Annotated in this window: 29 protein-coding genes; 10 read left to right on the forward strand and 19 right to left on the reverse strand. The window is 63.4% G+C overall.

Going from position 1 to position 15,737, the window contains the following annotated elements:
- Positions 1-2: 2 nt before the first annotated feature.
- The 15 genes from BPET_RS04800 to BPET_RS04865 all read right to left on the reverse strand — a co-directional run bounded on the left by BPET_RS04800 (position 3) and on the right by BPET_RS04865 (position 7,836).
- Positions 3-656, reverse strand: a complete 654-nt coding sequence (locus tag BPET_RS04800; RefSeq protein ID WP_231852653.1) for a cell division protein FtsK — start codon at positions 654-656, stop codon at positions 3-5.
- Between the two features lie 290 nt (positions 657-946).
- A complete protein-coding gene (recT, locus tag BPET_RS04805) occupies positions 947-2,194 on the reverse strand; it encodes a recombination protein RecT (RefSeq protein WP_081482964.1) in 1,248 nt (415 codons plus the stop codon).
- A 16-nt stretch (positions 2,195-2,210) separates the two neighbouring features.
- Entirely contained in the window at positions 2,211-3,008 is a 798-nt protein-coding gene (locus BPET_RS04810) for a RecB family exonuclease (RefSeq protein WP_012247965.1), read from the reverse strand.
- Positions 3,001-3,462 (reverse strand): HNH endonuclease signature motif containing protein, encoded by a 462-nt coding sequence (locus tag BPET_RS25415; protein WP_012247966.1) that lies wholly within the window; start codon positions 3,460-3,462, stop codon positions 3,001-3,003. Before BPET_RS25415 ends, BPET_RS04810 begins: the two co-directional genes overlap by 8 nt.
- Positions 3,462-3,662, reverse strand: coding sequence for a hypothetical protein (locus BPET_RS04820; RefSeq protein ID WP_041862711.1), 201 nt, complete (start codon positions 3,660-3,662; stop codon positions 3,462-3,464). The genes BPET_RS25415 and BPET_RS04820 overlap by 1 nt, the downstream gene beginning before the upstream one ends.
- Positions 3,659-3,898, reverse strand: coding sequence for a hypothetical protein (locus BPET_RS04825; RefSeq protein WP_012247967.1), 240 nt, complete (start codon positions 3,896-3,898; stop codon positions 3,659-3,661). Before BPET_RS04825 ends, BPET_RS04820 begins: the two co-directional genes overlap by 4 nt.
- Positions 3,895-4,116 carry a hypothetical protein gene (locus BPET_RS04830; RefSeq protein ID WP_041862712.1) on the reverse strand — a complete coding sequence of 74 codons (222 nt, stop codon included), beginning with the start codon at positions 4,114-4,116 and terminating at the stop codon, positions 3,895-3,897. The genes BPET_RS04825 and BPET_RS04830 overlap by 4 nt, the downstream gene beginning before the upstream one ends.
- A gap of 359 nt (positions 4,117-4,475) precedes the next feature.
- Positions 4,476-4,841, reverse strand: coding sequence for a hypothetical protein (locus tag BPET_RS04835; protein WP_012247969.1), 366 nt, complete (start codon positions 4,839-4,841; stop codon positions 4,476-4,478).
- A gap of 34 nt (positions 4,842-4,875) precedes the next feature.
- Positions 4,876-5,076, reverse strand: a complete 201-nt coding sequence (locus tag BPET_RS04840) for a hypothetical protein (RefSeq protein WP_041862713.1) — start codon at positions 5,074-5,076, stop codon at positions 4,876-4,878.
- A gap of 3 nt (positions 5,077-5,079) precedes the next feature.
- Entirely contained in the window at positions 5,080-5,412 is a 333-nt protein-coding gene (locus BPET_RS04845; protein WP_012247970.1) for a hypothetical protein, read from the reverse strand.
- 160 nt (positions 5,413-5,572) lie between these two features.
- Positions 5,573-5,860: a hypothetical protein gene (locus BPET_RS04850; protein ID WP_012247971.1), complete on the reverse strand. Its 288-nt coding sequence runs from the start codon at positions 5,858-5,860 to the stop codon at positions 5,573-5,575.
- Positions 5,853-6,179 (reverse strand): hypothetical protein, encoded by a 327-nt coding sequence (locus tag BPET_RS26500; protein WP_012247972.1) that lies wholly within the window; start codon positions 6,177-6,179, stop codon positions 5,853-5,855. Before BPET_RS26500 ends, BPET_RS04850 begins: the two co-directional genes overlap by 8 nt.
- 52 nt (positions 6,180-6,231) lie before the next feature.
- A complete protein-coding gene (locus BPET_RS04855) occupies positions 6,232-6,552 on the reverse strand; it encodes a TM2 domain-containing protein (protein ID WP_012247973.1) in 321 nt (106 codons plus the stop codon).
- A 96-nt stretch (positions 6,553-6,648) separates the two neighbouring features.
- Positions 6,649-7,014, reverse strand: coding sequence for a surface-adhesin E family protein (locus BPET_RS04860; protein ID WP_151208936.1), 366 nt, complete (start codon positions 7,012-7,014; stop codon positions 6,649-6,651).
- 93 nt (positions 7,015-7,107) lie between these two features.
- The gene (locus BPET_RS04865) at positions 7,108-7,836 is read right to left on the reverse strand and encodes a S24 family peptidase (protein ID WP_012247975.1); all 729 of its coding nucleotides are present in this window, start codon (positions 7,834-7,836) and stop codon (positions 7,108-7,110) included.
- An 83-nt stretch (positions 7,837-7,919) separates the two neighbouring features.
- Between BPET_RS04865 and BPET_RS04870 the strand changes: the two genes are divergently transcribed.
- Positions 7,920-8,177, forward strand: coding sequence for a transcriptional regulator (locus BPET_RS04870; RefSeq protein WP_012247976.1), 258 nt, complete (start codon positions 7,920-7,922; stop codon positions 8,175-8,177).
- Positions 8,178-8,182: 5 nt separating this feature from the next.
- On the opposite strand, the gene BPET_RS26505 is transcribed toward BPET_RS04870, so the two are convergent.
- Positions 8,183-8,446: a hypothetical protein gene (locus BPET_RS26505; protein ID WP_151208937.1), complete on the reverse strand. Its 264-nt coding sequence runs from the start codon at positions 8,444-8,446 to the stop codon at positions 8,183-8,185.
- On the opposite strand from BPET_RS26505, the gene BPET_RS04880 reads away from it, so the two are divergent.
- Complete coding sequence (locus BPET_RS04880) at positions 8,445-8,705, forward strand: hypothetical protein (protein WP_041862716.1); 261 nt, start codon at positions 8,445-8,447, stop codon at positions 8,703-8,705. The two genes, BPET_RS26505 and BPET_RS04880, sit on opposite strands and share 2 nt — an antisense overlap.
- Positions 8,706-8,709: 4 nt before the next feature.
- Here BPET_RS04880 and BPET_RS04885 read toward each other — a convergent pair whose 3' ends face one another.
- Positions 8,710-8,967 carry a hypothetical protein gene (locus tag BPET_RS04885; RefSeq protein ID WP_012247977.1) on the reverse strand — a complete coding sequence of 86 codons (258 nt, stop codon included), beginning with the start codon at positions 8,965-8,967 and terminating at the stop codon, positions 8,710-8,712.
- Between the two features lie 218 nt (positions 8,968-9,185).
- On the opposite strand from BPET_RS04885, the gene BPET_RS04890 reads away from it, so the two are divergent.
- Together BPET_RS04890 and BPET_RS04895 are read left to right on the forward strand one after the other, a co-directional pair.
- The gene (locus BPET_RS04890) at positions 9,186-9,824 is read left to right on the forward strand and encodes a toxin YdaT family protein (RefSeq protein WP_012247978.1); all 639 of its coding nucleotides are present in this window, start codon (positions 9,186-9,188) and stop codon (positions 9,822-9,824) included.
- Positions 9,817-10,338, forward strand: coding sequence for a DUF1367 family protein (locus tag BPET_RS04895; RefSeq protein ID WP_012247979.1), 522 nt, complete (start codon positions 9,817-9,819; stop codon positions 10,336-10,338). Before BPET_RS04890 ends, BPET_RS04895 begins: the two co-directional genes overlap by 8 nt.
- Before the next feature lie 59 nt (positions 10,339-10,397).
- Here BPET_RS04895 and BPET_RS04900 read toward each other — a convergent pair whose 3' ends face one another.
- Positions 10,398-11,072: a hypothetical protein gene (locus BPET_RS04900; protein WP_012247980.1), complete on the reverse strand. Its 675-nt coding sequence runs from the start codon at positions 11,070-11,072 to the stop codon at positions 10,398-10,400.
- Between the two features lie 130 nt (positions 11,073-11,202).
- Between BPET_RS04900 and BPET_RS25420 the strand changes: the two genes are divergently transcribed.
- The 5 genes from BPET_RS25420 (at position 11,203) to BPET_RS04925 (ending at position 14,644) form a co-directional block, all read left to right on the forward strand.
- Positions 11,203-12,279, forward strand: coding sequence for a DUF1376 domain-containing protein (locus BPET_RS25420; RefSeq protein WP_012247981.1), 1,077 nt, complete (start codon positions 11,203-11,205; stop codon positions 12,277-12,279).
- On the forward strand, positions 12,260-12,961 hold the full coding sequence (locus BPET_RS04910; protein ID WP_012247982.1) for a hypothetical protein: 702 nt from the start codon (positions 12,260-12,262) through the stop codon (positions 12,959-12,961). The genes BPET_RS25420 and BPET_RS04910 overlap by 20 nt, the downstream gene beginning before the upstream one ends.
- Positions 12,962-13,312: 351 nt before the next feature.
- The gene (locus BPET_RS27000) at positions 13,313-13,564 is read left to right on the forward strand and encodes a hypothetical protein (RefSeq protein WP_162098127.1); all 252 of its coding nucleotides are present in this window, start codon (positions 13,313-13,315) and stop codon (positions 13,562-13,564) included.
- Positions 13,549-14,004 carry a RusA family crossover junction endodeoxyribonuclease gene (locus tag BPET_RS04920; RefSeq protein WP_231852654.1) on the forward strand — a complete coding sequence of 152 codons (456 nt, stop codon included), beginning with the start codon at positions 13,549-13,551 and terminating at the stop codon, positions 14,002-14,004. Before BPET_RS27000 ends, BPET_RS04920 begins: the two co-directional genes overlap by 16 nt.
- Entirely contained in the window at positions 13,997-14,644 is a 648-nt protein-coding gene (locus tag BPET_RS04925) for a hypothetical protein (protein ID WP_012247985.1), read from the forward strand. Before BPET_RS04920 ends, BPET_RS04925 begins: the two co-directional genes overlap by 8 nt.
- A gap of 137 nt (positions 14,645-14,781) precedes the next feature.
- Here the strand turns inward: BPET_RS04925 and BPET_RS04930 are convergent, their stop codons facing one another.
- Entirely contained in the window at positions 14,782-15,075 is a 294-nt protein-coding gene (locus tag BPET_RS04930; protein ID WP_012247986.1) for a hypothetical protein, read from the reverse strand.
- Positions 15,076-15,158: 83 nt separating this feature from the next.
- Here BPET_RS04930 and BPET_RS04935 point away from each other — a divergent pair, with 83 nt between their 5' ends.
- Positions 15,159-15,737, forward strand: a complete 579-nt coding sequence (locus tag BPET_RS04935) for a terminase small subunit (protein WP_012247987.1) — start codon at positions 15,159-15,161, stop codon at positions 15,735-15,737.

The raw sequence follows: 15,737 nt of genomic DNA on the forward strand, positions 1-15,737 counted from the left end.
TGTCAGCCCTCGGTGCCGGTGGGCTGGCTGTCGTCAGCCGGGATGTCTTCGTGATAGCTCTTCCAGCCCTTCACCCACTGGATGCACAACTTGCCGTCCATGACCGGGCAGGCGGACTCGGGCTGACCTTCGGCGGCCGCGGCATAGCCATCGTCCCAGGCCTTGTCGAGTTCCTCTTGCGTCGGGCCTTCGGGCGCCGGCAATTCTTTGAAGTCGGCATCGACCACGTCGTCGGGCATGTCGTCGCCATCGTCGTCGGTGTATTCCTTGCCTAGGTCCATGGCGCGCTGGTCGCTTTCTCCGCGCACGGCGCCCATGCCGGCCGTATGGGTCTGGCTGTCGGCCACGACGATCAGCACAGCCTTGCCTTGCGAATCATAGAGATCGTGCAGGGATTCAGCGCCGCGGCCGATCTTGATGACGACCTTGGCGCCATCCTTGATGGTCACTTGGTCCAGATCGCCTTGCACAACCGTTCGGCCTTCGCTGGCGATCAGGTGCACGGCCATCTTGATGTTGTATTCAACGCGATCACGCAGGCGGTCAATGATGTCGTCCTGCTTGGCCTGCGACAGTTTTGGCCAGGTGTCGGGCAGCAGCTTCAGTTCTTGGACGAGCGCAGATAAGAGATCTTTGCCGATCGTAGTCGCGGTCATTTCGCGAGGATCTTGGTGTGTCATGTTGTCGGACTCCGGGTATGGCTGGGTGTGAGATTCGGGCGCCGGTTACCCTCGTCCGGCCCTGCGTCAGACCCTGCGGCGGGCCATCTATGCAGTGGGTGCGGTCGGAATCGGCCGACCGTCAAGACTGCCGCTGGAGGTTCGGAGGCAATCGTCTCTATGCGGGCCTACCTCGGACAGATCAACGCTCGACCCGCCTTCGGATTACCGCGATGCTCTGCGGCGCGGCCCTCTCGGGGTGCGTTCTTTGCTACCGGCGCGGGGGCTTACTCGGGCGCCTCCATGCGCCGGCGCTGGGTGGTCTGGCGGGCGGAGGAGGCCTGTCCCGCGGCGGGCTGTTGGTCGGCCGGCGATGACTGCGCGGACTGCTTGATGACCTTGCGGCGTTGCTCGTAGACCTGATTCAGGTGCGCCTGCGCGTCCAGGTCCAGCACGCCGCAAATCGAATCGGCGGCCAGGTCGAGGACTTCCAGGTCTTTGGCGGACATCAGCTGCGCTTCGACCTTCTCGGGGTCCAGGCCTTCCGGCGCGCCGTCCCCGGTGCCCGCCAGGTGGCCCTGGGCGCCGGCCGGCTGGGAGGCAGGGGCGGCCGCTGCCGCGCCCTGCGCCGGGTTACCGGCCTCGGCTTGCGCCTTCGCGGGGGAGGGGTTCAGTACTTCGCCGGTGTCGGGGTCAACCGCCTGGCCATCCTCGGCGCCGTCGTCTTCGTCGCCGGTCGGAATGACGGTGAACTCGCCGTCGATGGTGTTGATGTCCAGTTCCTGCGACACGCCGCGCGCATTCAGGTCGTCGAGTGCGGCAGCCGTGGCCATCTCGATGCTGACCGGCAGGTACTTGAACAGCCGACGCAGGACCGTCTTGCGGCCCATTTCAACGAAGTGCTGGCCCCATACGCTGCCGGCCTTGTCTTTGGCGAACTTGTAGTTCTGGCTTTCGTCGCAGATCTTCTCGACCTGAGCGCGGCTCATGACCTCGAAGGCGTGGCCGCCGTCCTTGAGCTTGGCGACCGCGTAGAACGCAATCACCTTGCCGCGTTCATCCATCGCCGGCCGGTGGTCCAGGCGTTCGTCCAGGCCATAGGCATAGTCGAACTTGTCGTTTTCGCAGACTTCGTGCGCGGCGATGCTCACGACCTGGCCGGAGCGCCGCGACAGGTCGATCAGGCCCTTGTAGCCCAGCACGATCTGCACTTCGGTGATGCCCTTCCGGCGGTTGTCGAACGGAATCAGGTAGGCGTGGCCCAGCGGCGTGTTGGGTTCCAGACCGAGCTGCGAGCATTGCACGACGCCGCCCAGCAGCGATTCCAGCGTGCAGTTCATGAGCTTCGGCGTGGTGCGCATGGCACCCAACGCGATCTTCAGCATGCGGTCGGCGCTGACGTGCTTGGGCAGCACGGCGGCGAGCGTGCCCTTCTGGCTTTCGAAGAAGGTCTTGACGGTGCCGGCGCCGACCGTCTTGGCGACCATCTTGGACGTCTGTTTCAGATTGGCAATCGAAGTCGTGTTGTCGGACATTGAAGGCTCCAGATTTTTAGCGGTAGCGACACGTGGAATGACGAGGGCAGTACTTGGCCGAGCACAGGTACGACTTCGGGTTGCCGTAGAAGCTGCCGCTGTGGATGATTCGGGAGGCGTGTTCGAGCAAGCCGGGGCTGTCGGCGGTGCCCACCAGCGCGCCGCGAGCCTCGACGATTTCGCCGGTGCCGACGCGCTGGGCTGCGGCCGTCTTGCCGGTCTGCAGGCCGATGATCTGCGCGGGCGCCGTCAGCGGTTCGCCAATCGAGAATTCGGCCAGCAGCTCGTAGACGCCCATCTGGGGGCCGTGGCCGGCGGTGGCCACGCGGCCGTCGGCGCCCACGGCCGTCTTGCCGCTCTTCAGGTCGGCGATGCCCAACTGCCCGTCGGGGAGGCGACGCACGCGGTCGGTGGTGCCGGTCAGCGCCAGCCCCAGGTCGGTGATCTCCAGGCGCTCGCAAGTGAGTTCGACCGCAACGTAATCCTGCTGGGGCGCGATCTCCGCGCAGTAGCGCGTGTGCAGCGCCAGCGCCACCTTCTCGGCGTCGGCCGGCTGGGAACCATCCCAATCGACCTCTTCCATGGTGTCGTGCAGGACGTCCACCAGCGCGCCGGCGGCGTCATCGGCCGTGATCGGGCTGCCGTCCAGCTTGGCCTGGTCGAAAGCCGCGGTGCCGGCGTGAATTGCCGTGCCCAGGCGAGCGGCGGCCGACGACGGCATGCGCATCTTCAGGATGTGCTTGGCTTCAAACCTCGCTGGGCAATCGAACAACTCGGCCAGACTCGACGCCCGGACAGTGAAAATGCTACGCATGGGAAGGCCTCCGATTGATCTTGGAAAACTCGGGCCACGCCGCGGATTGCTCCAGCCGGTGATGCAGTGCGGTGTGGTATTCGTGGGTGCAGATCAGCAGGTTCGAGGGCGCGTTGTTGGTCTTGTCGCCGTCGACGTGGTGAACCACTTCAGTTTTCGGGTTGCCGCGCCCGTAGTTGCGCAGCGGCCGGCCGAGCGCGCTCTGCGCGATCAGGATGTGTTCGTACTGGCGGGTGCCGTTGACGCGCACGACGACGTAGCCATGCGACGACCTGCCGCGCCCGCCTTTCCAGTTGGGATTGGCTGCACCGCGCTTCACGTTCGCCGTCAGGCTGTGTCCCCTGAGGTACAGCAGCGGTTCGCCCTTTACCCAGCCTTTCGATCGGTCGTTGACGGGCGCGATGCGGGTGCGGGCGCCGCAGCCGCAGAGGCAGTGTCCGGTTGCGATAGCCATCAGAACCCCGCGGCGTGGCCGATGAGCGGCACGATGAAGAAAAGGAGGGCGGCGACGGCGGCCGCGCCGATCCAGGCGGAACGCGGAATGCGGTGGCTGTCGGGGGCCCAGTTGCCGCCCCAGTCGCTGGTGCGCTGGGCGCGGCCGGTCCAGTTGCTGGAACCCATGTTCAAGCCGTTCGGCCAGTTGGAAGTGCTCATGCCAGTTTCTCCAGTCGCTCGAGGGTGATGTCCAGATGCTCGTCGGCGAAGGCGCGGGCGGCAGCGGCGCTGACGCTGCCGTCACCCAGCGCGCCGACCATCAGCGTCAGCCAGACGTGCTGCTGCATGTTCAGGCCCATTTCGGCGCCGTACTCGTACGCTCCGTGCACGCGATCGCGCGATGCGTCGTACAGGGCCGATTGGGGAAACGCGGGGGATTTGGCGAAGTCGCTCATGCCCGCTCTCCCTTGGCCTTGGCGATGGCGGCGCGGGCAGCCTTGATTGCCGGCCCTTCCTTGTCGCCAACATGGTCGGGGAATTCGTCATGCCAGTCGGCGAGCATTGGGAGCAACGATTCCAGCGCGTCCAGCAGCTCCGGCGCGGCGGCGATCAGGCGGGCGTTGGCCTCCTGGGTTCGCTCGCCAGCCTTGCCGTGAGGTGGAGGGGCGGCCATGCAGTAGTAGCCGGTGGCCGAGGGCGTAGGAAAACCAGCCCCGTGCGGGGTTTTCGCTAGAACTTGGAATCCGCCTGTGTAGCGGTGTGGCCCTGGTGGGTCAATCAGCCACGGCCCGGGCGTGTGTTTCGTCGTCATATCAGCCTCGGATGCCGGCGACAGCCGCCGGCGCAGGGTTGTGATGGGAAACCCGGGCGGGCAGGGCCGATGAAGCGGCCAGGGCCAGCGCCAGGGCGGTGAGAATGCGGATCACGCGTCACCCCGGCAGATGGCGGTGACGAGGTCGCCGAGCAGCGCCAGCGGAAAGGCGACGGCCAGGCCGACGACGCTGAAAACCGCGATGAAGGTGAGGGCGCCGATCACTGGTGCATCTCCAGCTCGTCGGCGGTCATGCCAGCCAGCAGCTTGCGAGCGCGCTTCACCAACTCGGCCTTGAGGGCGTCGATGCCCGGGCCGCAGCGGTCGCGGTCGAAGTGCCAGGTGGTCATGGCGGCCAGACCGACGTGCGCCAAGTTGGCGTGGCCGATGTCGGTGAACGTGTCGGCCCACCATTCCAGGTCCTCGCCAAAGGCACGGTCGATGCGGCCGGCGAAAAGGTCGTAGATCGGGCCCAGCACCTGCTCGTCGTCGAGCTCCAGGGCCTTGACGCCGCGATCGCGCTGCAGCTGGCCGTAGTCGGCGGTGCGCGTGGCGTCGTCAGGCAGGGCGGCAAGATTGATCTGCATGGTGGTCTCCTGGCCCGCGCGGCGGGCGCGCGGGTTAGCGGTCGCCGTTGGCGATGTCTCTGCGGAGATCGCGCGCTATGAGCGTCAGGCGCCCGAGCTTCGATTCGTAGCCCCAGTCGCCAGGGCTGCCGGCGTACCTCAGGAGCGGATCAAGGACGGCGATCCAGCGGGCGCGTTCTTCGATGGACAGCTCGCACTCAGCGAGCGGGCAGTCGTTGAAGGGTTTGGCAGCCATGGCTCAGGCCGCCTTGAGGAAGCTGGTGAACATGCCGCGGCCGTGGTTGGCGCCGCCGCACTTGCACTCGCAGGCGCCGTTGTGCTTGCCGTTCAGGCACTTGGCGTTGCACTCATGGCGCGAGGGGAAAGCCTTGTATTCGATCTTTCGCGTGATCGGCAGCACGGCGCCACCCAGGTTCCCGCCCGCGTGGCCCACCAGCATCTGGTAGCCGTCGTAGCGGATACCCTTCACGCCAGGCCAGCGAGCGGCGAACCTTTTGTTCGGCATGCCGTGCGGCGCGGTCAGCGAGACCGCTTCGCCGGTCACGTCGCTGAAGTACTTGATGCTTGCCATGCTTGTTCTCCCATTCGCTGGCCCGGCGGGCCGTTTGGTGATGCGATGGGATTAAGATTACCCTAGGGTAAGCATTTAAACAATACCTACAGGTAATCTAAATTGTAACGGGCAAAAGAAAACCGCCCGAAGGCGGTTGTATGTGGGGCTAGGACGAGGGCTACAGCAGTTTGGCTATCCCTATGCCGGCCATCATCAGGGCGAATCCGATGCCGATGACCCATTTGGTCTGGGTGTGCACGGCGTCCGAAAGATCAGCCTTTGTGGGCATGTTGTCCAGGCGTGTCTCGATCTTGGTGAGGCGGTCGCGGACCGTCACCATTGCGTCTTCCAGGGCTTTTACGCGTGGTTCCATGTCATCATTATCGCCGCCGCCCGGCGGGCGTGCAACGCCTCCTTCGCGCCAATTGCCAAACGGCCCTTTGGAGCGCAAATAGCTGTTACTCATTTGGCGTCCCCTTCTTCTTTTCCTGCCAAGCGCTGAAGACCTCTCTGGCGTGATTGCGCATGAATCCGCATTTCTGGCAGATGACCATTATGACCGGCATGAACTGCTCCATCCTTTGCGGACCAGTTTTGCTGCGCCCTTGCAGCATTAAACCGGGTACGAGGTTCTTCGGCGGATCGTCTTGTACTGCCCATGTCTTATTTCCGCATGCCGGACAACTCGCAGATGCACCTACGGAATTGAAGAATTCAATGTAGTCGGCCAACGCTTTGACTTTTGCCTGCTCGTCGTTGTCCGGTGCCGGCGAAGCTTCTTCCATAATCAGGTCCCTGTGATGTTTCTTTTAACCAAAGCTTGGCGGGGCCGTGGCGTTACTGGCTGCTCGGCACACCGCCGTTGGATAGGGTAGCCACGAGCAGAGTATTGCTGTTGCGGATCCAGCCGGGAATCAGGAACGCGTCCACGATGACCCAAATACCCACGATGAACAGCAAGAAGAAGCCAACGCCAACGACACTGAGCAGCACCCCGATGATGGTCAGCGCGATGATGGCGATCGCGCTGCCGGTCTTGCCGGCGTAGAAGCGATGACCGCCGACACCACCCAAGAAGAACCACAGTAGATAGGCGACTCCAACGCTTTTCTTATTGGCGTCATAGAGCATTGCCTGGGACGCTGGATTGACTGACATGGGCTTCTCCGAAGTTGTTGTTGTGATGCCCCTTTGGCATCGGTTTGAAATTTGGGATTTGCCAGCGCAGCGCACGCTGAAATTCGTGGCAGGGCATCAGTCGCCAGACGGCCCACCGTTGCGCACAAATGGGGCTTCAGGGCGCGCGCATGCCATATTCATGACTTGCTGCACGAACGAATTGGCGGGAACTGGCTGGAGGGTCTGTTTAGCGAGATCGTATGGAAACGCCAGCATGTCTACCTGCTCACCATGGGACAGCATGGCGGCCTGCATGACACCGGCGGTGCCTTCGGCGCAGTCGAAAAGTCGACGAACCTTGACTTGATCGAACTGGTATCCCTGCTTTTTTGCAGTCTGCGGCTGAAAGAAACTTTCCCGCATCCATGCTGTAGCGATTCCGTTGAAGTGCTGCATGCCATCTGCCGCGTAGAACACCTCTGCATCTTCTCCGTTGCCCATGCTTACCCAGCTGGCCCCAACGGAGAGGGCCGGCAAGAGGGCGGCAGATACAAACAATATCGGTAATCTCATTTCGTCACATAGTGGCCAAAATTAGAAGTCGCGGCTACACCAGACTTTCAGCACTCGCCCGAGCACTTCGAAGTCCATCACCGACGTGATGTCCCAGGAGTCGTATTCCTTGTTTTCTGACTTGGCGCGAATGATCAAGCCCGATTCCATTGGAATGCGCTGCAGCCGCTTAACGAATCCTTCATTACCGACTCGGAAGAAATACACGGCATCGAAGTCGACGACCCGAATGCCGACATCTACAAGCAGCGGATCGCCCGGGTTGAACATCGGCTGCATCGAGTCACCGAAGCCCGTCACAATGCACAAATTTTGCTTGGCACTGTACGCCCGTACGTTCTTCTCAACCCATTCTGCGCTAACGCGCCAGCTCTGGATAACGCCAGGTTGGTCGGGCAGGTGCAGCCCTTGTCCCATACTCCCCCCTGTGCCGAATTGATGAATTGTCAGGTCATCATGGTGCGATGTGGCGGCGCGCGCATCAGGCGCGAACTGCAGCACATTGGACCCAGCTGAGCCCCAGCCGTCTTCCGCCATCCACCCTGGGAATTTTTCGTTCAGTAGCGCAACCGAGTCATCGCCGATTCGCTTGCTGCCTTCTTTGGTGGATTCGTACAACATGCGCGAGACGTAGTTCGGCGCCTTGCCGAGAATTGCGGCAAGTTTGGCGATTCCGCCGCGGCCGCTGGGCTGATCCAGTTGGGTCCGTAGGCGGTGCAGGGCTCGTCGGCGTGCTTCGTACCTATCCATGACCGTATTGCAGCCAAAGATTACCTGCAAGTAAATGACCTGTGGGTATTGATTAAAAGCTTACCTACAGGTAAGCTTCTGGCATGGAAAGACTCCGCGCCTACCTCAACAGCCTTCCGAAGGCTGAGCAAATCGCCTACGCCAGCCGCTGCCAGACGTCGCTGGGCTACCTGCGCAAGGCGATGTCGATTGGCCAAGAACTTGGGGAGGGGCTGTGCATCCTCCTGGATCGGGAATCGGGCGGCGCCGTGCCGTGCGAATCGTTGCGCCCCGACATCGACTGGGCTTACCTGAGGGGAACGGCAACCGGCCCGAAGGTCGCCCAGCAGGAGGTGGCGTGATGTCCTCATTCGGATCGGAGTTCTGCCGCTGGTTCACGCGCCTCTTGCACTGGTTGTCCTGGCACGGCCGAAAAGAGAGGAGTTTCACGCACGCGATCGAGGGTGAGCGCCATATCGCAACTTCCAGTCGGCCAATTTCCCGCCTGCCGGCCGAACTCCAGCGAATGCAATCGGGCTTCGAAATTTTCTCCGCTGAGGTCCGAGAGTGCTTTAGCAATGGCGGCCTCAATTTCCGCCAGTGAATGATTCTTCAATTTGGATTCGAACATGAACAGGTTTCCTTCGGAGTTTCAGCGACCCATAGAGCTCTTGCTCATATCGGCAGACATTTTTGGGCGCCTTCCTTTGAGCGTTGATGCTGTCGCGGAGTACTTCACAGCTATTGGCAGCACGGACATCGAAGCACTTTCGCGGGCTATTCGGCATGCGATTCGGCACGATTCGACGTTTCCGCTGCCGTGGCGAATTCGTGAGTTGCTCGACACCGGCAGCGTGAATGCCGTGGTGGGACGGCAGGGAACATCCTGATGGCCTATTCCCGACTATCGACAGCGCGCCGCGCTACCTCGGCCATTTCAGAAAGATATTCGACGACGCGCGCCGGCACTTCAGGCCGTTCACGGAGGTCGGTCGCCGCGCTTTCGAATGTGTCTGCAATTGGGCTGTCGGGAAAATGCGTTGCCAGCACGACTGTCAACGTTTTGACGGCGAGGCGTAGCGCCAGAAACTCGTTGTCTGCGGCGTCGAGGCCCGCCCGCAGTTGGCCATCAGTCAAATTTTTGTCAGTCATGGTCGGCTTCTCCTGGAAATGTTTGGTTGTTGGCGCTTCCAAGCATACCCGGCTGGAGCCGGCCGCCCAACACGGAGTGGCTTATGCCTGACCCCGACCCCAAAGACGAACGCATTCCCATCGGCCCGACCGATGTTTGAACGCGCCAGGGCGTCACGCTGAACGCCGCGCGCCGCGCATGACCAGATTTTTCCGGTAGCCCTCCTGACTGATTGCCCATGTCCAGCACTGTACCGATCCAAGCCGCCCAAGGCATGCGAAACGAATCGCACAAGTCCCTGATCGCTGTCGTGCGCGAGCACGTATCGGCCTGGCGCAAAGCCGAAGGCTGGTCGCGCGAAACCGTGGTCGACGAGATCGTGCGCGCCCACGCCGATATCGGCGGCCCGGTGTCCAGCGGCATCCTGTTCGACCCCGCCACGCGCGACACCTTCGAGCGCATGAAGGTCAACGCCGACCGCGTGTTTCGCTGGCTCGACGACGACAGCAAGGACACGAACCTGCTGCCCGCCAATTTCCTGCCCTCCATTCTGGCGGCGATGCCCGTGGATCGCCGCCGGCACTGTCTGGACGACATTCTGCGGCCGATGAGCATGGCAGTGCGTCTGATGGCGCTGACTGCTGGCGACGGAGTCGATATCACCCAGGTGGCCGCCATGATCCGCGAAGGTGCCGAGGCGCATGCCGCGGCGGCGGCGCTGCTCGGTGGCCAGGCAACACCGGCCACGATGGCGGCCGCGCACCGCGAGATCAGCGAGGCCATCACGGCGCTGCGCAACGTGCGCGCGTCGCTGGAAAACCAGATGGGGATGGCCGGCATGGATATGCCGGTAGCCGTGGAGGGCGGCCGTGTCTGAAATCCTGCTGGTCAAGCAAGACCCTGTCGAAGTGTCCGAAGAGGATAGGGCCGCCGCGCGCCGCGTGATCTTCGGTGCCGTGGACGGCCTGGGCGAGCGCGGCAAGAAGCAGTGGCGCCGCCTGTGGAATCGCATCTTCAAGCTGCAGCCCGGCGAGGCGATGGAGATCGTCACGCGCCAGGAACGGCTGGGCTGGTATCACCGCAAGCACATGGCGCTTGAGCAGCGCGTGTTCGAGGCGCAGGAGGTCTTCGAGCATTTCCGTACCTTCCGGGCCTGGTTGAAGATCGGCGCCGGCCACGTGGAATTCGTGCCGGGAGCGGATGGCCACCTGCAGGCCGTTCCGCTGTCGATCAGCTACGCCGACATGGAGCAGGCGCAGATGGAGGAATTCCATGACGCCGCGGTGGGGTTCCTGCGGTCATCGCGCGGCGCGTCGCAGCTGTGGCCCCACCTGCCGGTGTTGGCCGCCGGCGGCATGATCGATGCAATCCTCGGAGATTTCGGCGAGTGACCGGTTTTGCGAGCCTTTGGCGGTGGGGATACCCGTGCGCGACGAGTGTATGTCTGTTCTCAGTCGTCACCGAATATCTCAGACGGGTCGGGCGCAGGAGCGTAGTCGAGAGCAATTGCATTCAAGTCGAGATTGACTTTCTTCAGCAGATCGACCGCGCTACTAAGCCTCAGGCCAAGCCGCTCCGTAGTGCGATTGGGCACCTTATGGCCTGGTGCAAGGTTCTGCCTATGCGACAACGCATCAGTGTCTCGTCTTACCTCCTCGACTTCCGACAAGGCCCGCGCCAGTTGGTGCGCGGTGCGTTCTCCTATCGGAACCAGGTGAGCCGCGTGTTCGACCGAGATGATTGGAAGCGCCTGCTCCAGCTCTTCGCGGAACCTACCAAACTTGGGTGTATGGTCGACCTCGTCGTCAAAGAGGGTGCCCGTCGCTGCAATGTCCAGCGCCGCCGTGTAGCGGTCCAGTTTCACTGCAAGGTAGGCTGCATAAAGCGCGGCTTGCTCCACCGCCTCACGCCTATGTGTTCTCGTTTGCTGGCCAGCGAGATACAGCGCGACGGCGGCGGTAAATGCAGTTGCGAATGCTGCGGCCCAACCTGCCGTAGCTGGATGTGCGATGAACGCCCGGAATCCAGGCGACCGGATTGCTATCAGGCCCAGCACGATGGCTATTGCGGCACCAGCGACGGTCCAGCCACGCCAGTCAAACCATTCACGGATCGCCCTGTTCATGGGTATGTCTCCTCAGAACTGAGCATCCATCGTATTCCACCGGCGCGGGCATTGCCTATCACAGATCCGGCCGAAAAAAAATTGCCCTCGTTCAAAATACAAACGCCGGCGCCGCCGGCAGGATGGGTCTATGGAAAAGACCAATAGCCCCGCCGGCCCCGAGCCTTTAACGCCGGCCGACTGCAATCTGCAGGACTTCCAGTTCATGCCGCTGGACGTGCTGCGCCTGCGCGACTCCGAGCTGGCATCGAACGAAACCCCCGAGGCATGTTGGGCCGCCGTGCTTCTGTGGTGCGCGGCGTGGCACCAGGTGCCGGCCGGCTCGATCCCGAACGACGAGCAATGGATCGCCAAGCAGGCCGGCTACGCCCGGCGCGGGCGGATCGACAAGGAATGGAATGACGTTCGACCAGGCGCGCTGCGCGGCTGGATCGAGTGCAGCGATGGCCGCCTTTATCACCCCGTGGTGGCCGAAAAGGCCCGCGATGCCTGGCAATCCAAACTGGAGCAGCGCTGGCGGTCGGAGTGCGGTCGCGTCAAGAAGCACAACCAGCGGCACGGGACAAAGGTGGTCGTGCCCGACTTTGTCACCTGGTTGTCGCTTGGTTGTCCCCAGGGACAACCGCTGCCTGTCCCTGGGGACAGCGCACAACAGGAACAGGGACAAGTGGGTAATGTCCCCAGCCCAGGCGGTACCAGTCCCCAAGACAACCCCGGGGACAAGGGGTCCAAGGGACAGGGAGAGGGACAGGGACAGGGAGACTCTTACGTAGAACCTAGCGGTTCTACGTTACGCGGCGATTCGCCGCCTCCGTCCGTCGACGCCGGCCGGTTGCCTCGAGCGCTTGGCATCCGCGAGCTGATCGCCGAAGGCGTCGAGCGCCAGCATGCCGAGGACTGGCTGAAGGTCCGCCGCGCCAAGGGCGCGCCGTTAACCTCGACCGCCTGGGATGCCGTCAAACGCGAAGCCGCCGCCGCAGGCATCACGCCGCCAGAGGCAGTCCGAATCTCCGCAGAAAACGCCTGGCAGGGCTTCAAAGCGTCCTGGCTGGAGCGCGCCCGCCAGCGCGACGAACCGTCGCAGAGCGCCCGAGGGAAATCGGCCTCGCAGCAGCGCGCCGATTGGCTGTCCGAACTGGACGATGAACTGCGCGGCAAGCCGCGCGAAATCGACATGGGAGTGATCGATGCAAGTGGCCAACGCTGAAACTGTCGACGCGACGCTTGGCGCTCTCGTCGTGCGCGAGATGCGGCTGCTGTATGGCGCCAAGTTCGCCCAGCAGTGGCAAGGCCTGTCGCCGCGCGAGCTGCGCGAGTCCTGGGACCAGAAGCTGGCCGGCCTGAACGAGACCCAGGTGCGGCGAGGCCTGGCTGCTTGCCACCTGCGGGAATGGCCGCCGACGCTCCCGGAGTTCCTACGCCTTTGCTGCCCCTGGATGACGCCGGAGGTTGCCTACCACGAAGCCGTGCGCGGCATGTCGGCGCGCCAGCGCGGTGAGATCGGCGAATGGTCGCACCCGGCGGTGTACTGGGCCGCCGTGGGCGTGAGCTCGGTGGACCTGCTTAACAGCGCCTACGGGTCGATCAAGGCGCGGTGGGAAAAGACGCTCGCCGATGAGTTGTCCCGTGGGACATGGCCGGAAATTCCGGAGCCGCGCCAGTCGCTGCCAGCGCCTGGGCAGACGGCGGCCACGCGCGAAGAGGCAGCGGCGGCAATGCGCAAGATGGGCGCCGACAAGGTGCTGGCACAGAAGGGCCGCGATCCGCTCCGCTGGGCCCACAAGATTCTGGCCGAGCAGGAGCGTAAGGGCGGTCGCCGGTACGCGCCGGCCGTCCTGGCCATGGCCGAGCGGGCCATTACGGCGCCGGCCGGGGAGGGGCGGTCATGATCTGGGTCTTGGCCATCCTGGGCGTGGTGCTGGTGGTCTGCCTCGGCCTGGCGATCTGGGCGCTGGCCGCCGCCTACAAGCGGGAGTACGACGAATGGCTGTGAGAGGCGGCTACCTCGCCATTGGCGTCTGGCCGGTGGTCCGCGAGCAGGGCTGGGGCATCCTGCCGTTCCGCGGCGACAAAGCCCATTACCTCCACCGCGGCGCGCTGACGGGCGAGGGCGGTCGGTTTGTGTACTCGAGCTGCGGCGTCCGTGGCGCCGAGACAACCCAGGTGCCGCTGCTGGTGCCCGGGAATTTCCCGCGCTGCCAGAACTGTGTGCGCGCTTTGCCAGCCTGGAAGCGGTACGCATGACGCCGCCAAATACCGTCCAGTGCGTCGGCTGCCGCCTGTTCAGCCTGCAGAAGCACGCCGCCATGGCGGAACAAGGTCTGGGTCAGTGTGCGTTGGAAGCCGCGTCGCATCCCGGCCGATTCCGCGGCGCGCTTCGCGACCACGAATGTCCAGATTTCGCCGCGGCGCTCGCCCCGGTAGTCGAAAAACGAGTTGTTTGGCTGCGTGCGCAGCAGGAAGAAAGGAGAAGCTGGTGCTCGAATTCGTGATCCCAGGTGTGCCGGTCGGCAAGGGCCGGCCGCGCGCCGCCAAGTTTGGCAAGCACATTCAGCTATACACGCCCGAGAAGACTATCACCTACGAGAGCACGGTGGTGCTGACCGGGTACCAGGCCATGGCCGGCCGTCCGCCGCTGGATGGGCCGGTATCCGCGATGCTGACTATCCGGCTGCCGGTGCCGACGTCCTGGCCCAAGCGCAAGCAGGCTGCGGCGCTAGCCGGCGTCGAGCTGCCCACCAAGAAGCCGGACGCCGATAACGTCGTCAAAGCCATTTTCGACGCCTTCAATGGCGTGGTCTGGAACGACGACACGCAGGTGGTCGACATGGTGGTGCGCAAGCGCTACGCGGCCGTGCCGGGCGTGGCCGTCAGGATCGCCATCGTCAAATTTCAACCTGAAGACCTGCTGGACGGGAACCGCCATGCGTGACACCACCATTCCGGCCCGTGAGCCGGGCACCTTCAGCTGCCCCGAGCACGCCATTGCCGTGGCCTACCTGATGCTGGCGCTTCCCATCGAGCCCAAGAACCCCACGCAGCTGGTCTGCGAAGCCCTGCAGGAGCGTTTCAACACAGCCTACGAGCGCAGGGCACTGTCGGGTCTGTCACCACACGACTGGCATGCGCAGGCAGTCTTCACGGTCAAGGCCCTGCAGCGCACGCTAGGCGATGGCATCGGGTTCCATATCCTGCGGGCGCAATACGGCACCGGCGCAGAGGGCGCCGTCAGCGCGCGCCGCGTGTCGGAATGGCTGAATGCGGAATGGCCGGCGGACAGCCGTATGCGAGAACTGACCGACCTGCTGGTCGGGAACATCCTGCGCGGGCGCCCACGGCTGCGGGAACTGTCGGACCGCTTCGACCTGCCGAAATCGAACATTGGGCGCCTGGCGTCGGCATACCGGGTGCTGGTCGAGGGCGCCCGCCGGGCCGCGCTGCTGCGCTTGGACGTGTGCATGAGGGATACCGGCATTGTGGTCGACCTGAACGAAGATCGGCGGCCGACACCCCTTGACAACGTGGGACAAGATAGTCAGAATTCAGCCACACTCGTAGCAAGTACGACCTGAAGAAACGCCCCGGCCAAAACCGGGGCTTTTTTCATTGGGAGATCAATCATGAGCCGCTGATCAGATCCGCGTTACGTCAATCCCCCGGGACACGATGTGGAGCTCAAGCCGTGGCCTTTTGGATGGGCGCTGAATCGTTAATCCGCCCGCCCCGCAGCTTCCAGCGTCCAGAATTGTGGATTTTTGGACAGGTATTGATCGGCCCGCGCGGTATCCCAGGTTTCCAGCACCATGAAGTCGCGATGGCCGCCTTCAGGGTGCGGTCGGGTCAGTTTGACCCGTCGGTAGACGTCCTGGACGTTCGCATCCCATTCGCGCTCTGTGCGGTAGCTGACCATCGCGGAGTTGACATTTGCGTGCATGCGCTGGGTAAGGCCATGCAGCCCGCCGCCCAGGTAAGTCACCGTATCGAGTTCTTGTACTTCGGACATTTCCTTTCTCCAGTGGATTTGGCGTCCAGCATCGCCTTGGTTTTCGCTGGAGGAGAAATGTATGGGCATAGGTGGAAATTTCAATGGCGCTGACAGACAAACAGCGCCGCTTCGTGGAAGAGTATCTGGTCGATCTGAATGCCACGCAGGCGGCGATTCGGGCTGGGTATAGCAAGAAGACGGCGGCTTCCATCGGCGAAGAAAACCTGAGAAAACCTGATATCGCCAAGGCGATCCAGGAAGCCCAGGCCGCCCGGTCAAAACGAACCGGGATCACGCAGGACCACGTCTTGAGGGAACTGGCCAAGATCGGCTTCGCCGACATTCGCAAGGCCGTCCGGTGGGGTGGCACCAAGATCCAGGCCGGGGTGGATGAAGACGGCGAGCCGACCACCGAGGTCTACCACGGGCTGGTGCTTGTCGCTTCCAACGATATCGACGACGACACGGCAGCCGCCATCGCCGAGGTGTCGGAGGGCCGGGAAGGCCTGAAGGTCAAATTCCACGACAAGCGCGGCGCCCTGGTCGACATCGGTCGGCACCTGGGCATGTTCAAGGACAAGGTCGAGCATTCTGGTCCGAATGGCGGGCCAATCCCCACCACCAGCCTGTCGACGGCCGAATTCGAGGAAGTGGCCCGCAAGCTCTTGACCGAGGTCTGA

The organism is Bordetella petrii (assembly GCF_000067205.1).
GTDB classification, from domain to species: Bacteria; Pseudomonadota; Gammaproteobacteria; order Burkholderiales; family Burkholderiaceae_B; genus Bordetella_A; species Bordetella_A petrii.

Coding starts and splice junctions, on each gene's coding strand:
- BPET_RS25415 (WP_012247966.1), bottom strand. CDS start 3,462: ATGGCTATCGCAACCGGACACTGCCTCTGCGGCTGCGGCGCCCGCACC.
- BPET_RS04885 (WP_012247977.1), bottom strand. CDS start 8,967: ATGACTGACAAAAATTTGACTGATGGCCAACTGCGGGCGGGCCTCGAC.
- BPET_RS04880 (WP_041862716.1), top strand. CDS start 8,445: ATGAACAGGTTTCCTTCGGAGTTTCAGCGACCCATAGAGCTCTTGCTC.
- BPET_RS04870 (WP_012247976.1), top strand. CDS start 7,920: ATGGAAAGACTCCGCGCCTACCTCAACAGCCTTCCGAAGGCTGAGCAA.
- BPET_RS04925 (WP_012247985.1), top strand. CDS start 13,997: ATGCGTGACACCACCATTCCGGCCCGTGAGCCGGGCACCTTCAGCTGC.
- BPET_RS04890 (WP_012247978.1), top strand. CDS start 9,186: ATGTCCAGCACTGTACCGATCCAAGCCGCCCAAGGCATGCGAAACGAA.
- BPET_RS04935 (WP_012247987.1), top strand. CDS start 15,159: ATGGCGCTGACAGACAAACAGCGCCGCTTCGTGGAAGAGTATCTGGTC.
- BPET_RS04860 (WP_151208936.1), bottom strand. CDS start 7,014: ATGGGCAACGGAGAAGATGCAGAGGTGTTCTACGCGGCAGATGGCATG.
- BPET_RS04830 (WP_041862712.1), bottom strand. CDS start 4,116: ATGGCCGCCCCTCCACCTCACGGCAAGGCTGGCGAGCGAACCCAGGAG.
- BPET_RS04820 (WP_041862711.1), bottom strand. CDS start 3,662: ATGAGCACTTCCAACTGGCCGAACGGCTTGAACATGGGTTCCAGCAAC.
- BPET_RS26500 (WP_012247972.1), bottom strand. CDS start 6,179: ATGGAAGAAGCTTCGCCGGCACCGGACAACGACGAGCAGGCAAAAGTC.
- BPET_RS04845 (WP_012247970.1), bottom strand. CDS start 5,412: ATGGCAAGCATCAAGTACTTCAGCGACGTGACCGGCGAAGCGGTCTCG.
- BPET_RS04910 (WP_012247982.1), top strand. CDS start 12,260: ATGCAAGTGGCCAACGCTGAAACTGTCGACGCGACGCTTGGCGCTCTC.
- BPET_RS04930 (WP_012247986.1), bottom strand. CDS start 15,075: ATGTCCGAAGTACAAGAACTCGATACGGTGACTTACCTGGGCGGCGGG.
- BPET_RS04840 (WP_041862713.1), bottom strand. CDS start 5,076: ATGGCTGCCAAACCCTTCAACGACTGCCCGCTCGCTGAGTGCGAGCTG.
- BPET_RS04850 (WP_012247971.1), bottom strand. CDS start 5,860: ATGAGTAACAGCTATTTGCGCTCCAAAGGGCCGTTTGGCAATTGGCGC.
- BPET_RS27000 (WP_162098127.1), top strand. CDS start 13,313: ATGACGCCGCCAAATACCGTCCAGTGCGTCGGCTGCCGCCTGTTCAGC.
- BPET_RS04855 (WP_012247973.1), bottom strand. CDS start 6,552: ATGTCAGTCAATCCAGCGTCCCAGGCAATGCTCTATGACGCCAATAAG.
- BPET_RS04835 (WP_012247969.1), bottom strand. CDS start 4,841: ATGCAGATCAATCTTGCCGCCCTGCCTGACGACGCCACGCGCACCGCC.
- BPET_RS25420 (WP_012247981.1), top strand. CDS start 11,203: ATGGAAAAGACCAATAGCCCCGCCGGCCCCGAGCCTTTAACGCCGGCC.
- BPET_RS04900 (WP_012247980.1), bottom strand. CDS start 11,072: ATGAACAGGGCGATCCGTGAATGGTTTGACTGGCGTGGCTGGACCGTC.
- recT (WP_081482964.1), bottom strand. CDS start 2,194: ATGTCCGACAACACGACTTCGATTGCCAATCTGAAACAGACGTCCAAG.
- BPET_RS04825 (WP_012247967.1), bottom strand. CDS start 3,898: ATGAGCGACTTCGCCAAATCCCCCGCGTTTCCCCAATCGGCCCTGTAC.
- BPET_RS26505 (WP_151208937.1), bottom strand. CDS start 8,446: ATGTTCGAATCCAAATTGAAGAATCATTCACTGGCGGAAATTGAGGCC.
- BPET_RS04810 (WP_012247965.1), bottom strand. CDS start 3,008: ATGCGTAGCATTTTCACTGTCCGGGCGTCGAGTCTGGCCGAGTTGTTC.
- BPET_RS04800 (WP_231852653.1), bottom strand. CDS start 656: ATGACCGCGACTACGATCGGCAAAGATCTCTTATCTGCGCTCGTCCAA.
- BPET_RS04865 (WP_012247975.1), bottom strand. CDS start 7,836: ATGGATAGGTACGAAGCACGCCGACGAGCCCTGCACCGCCTACGGACC.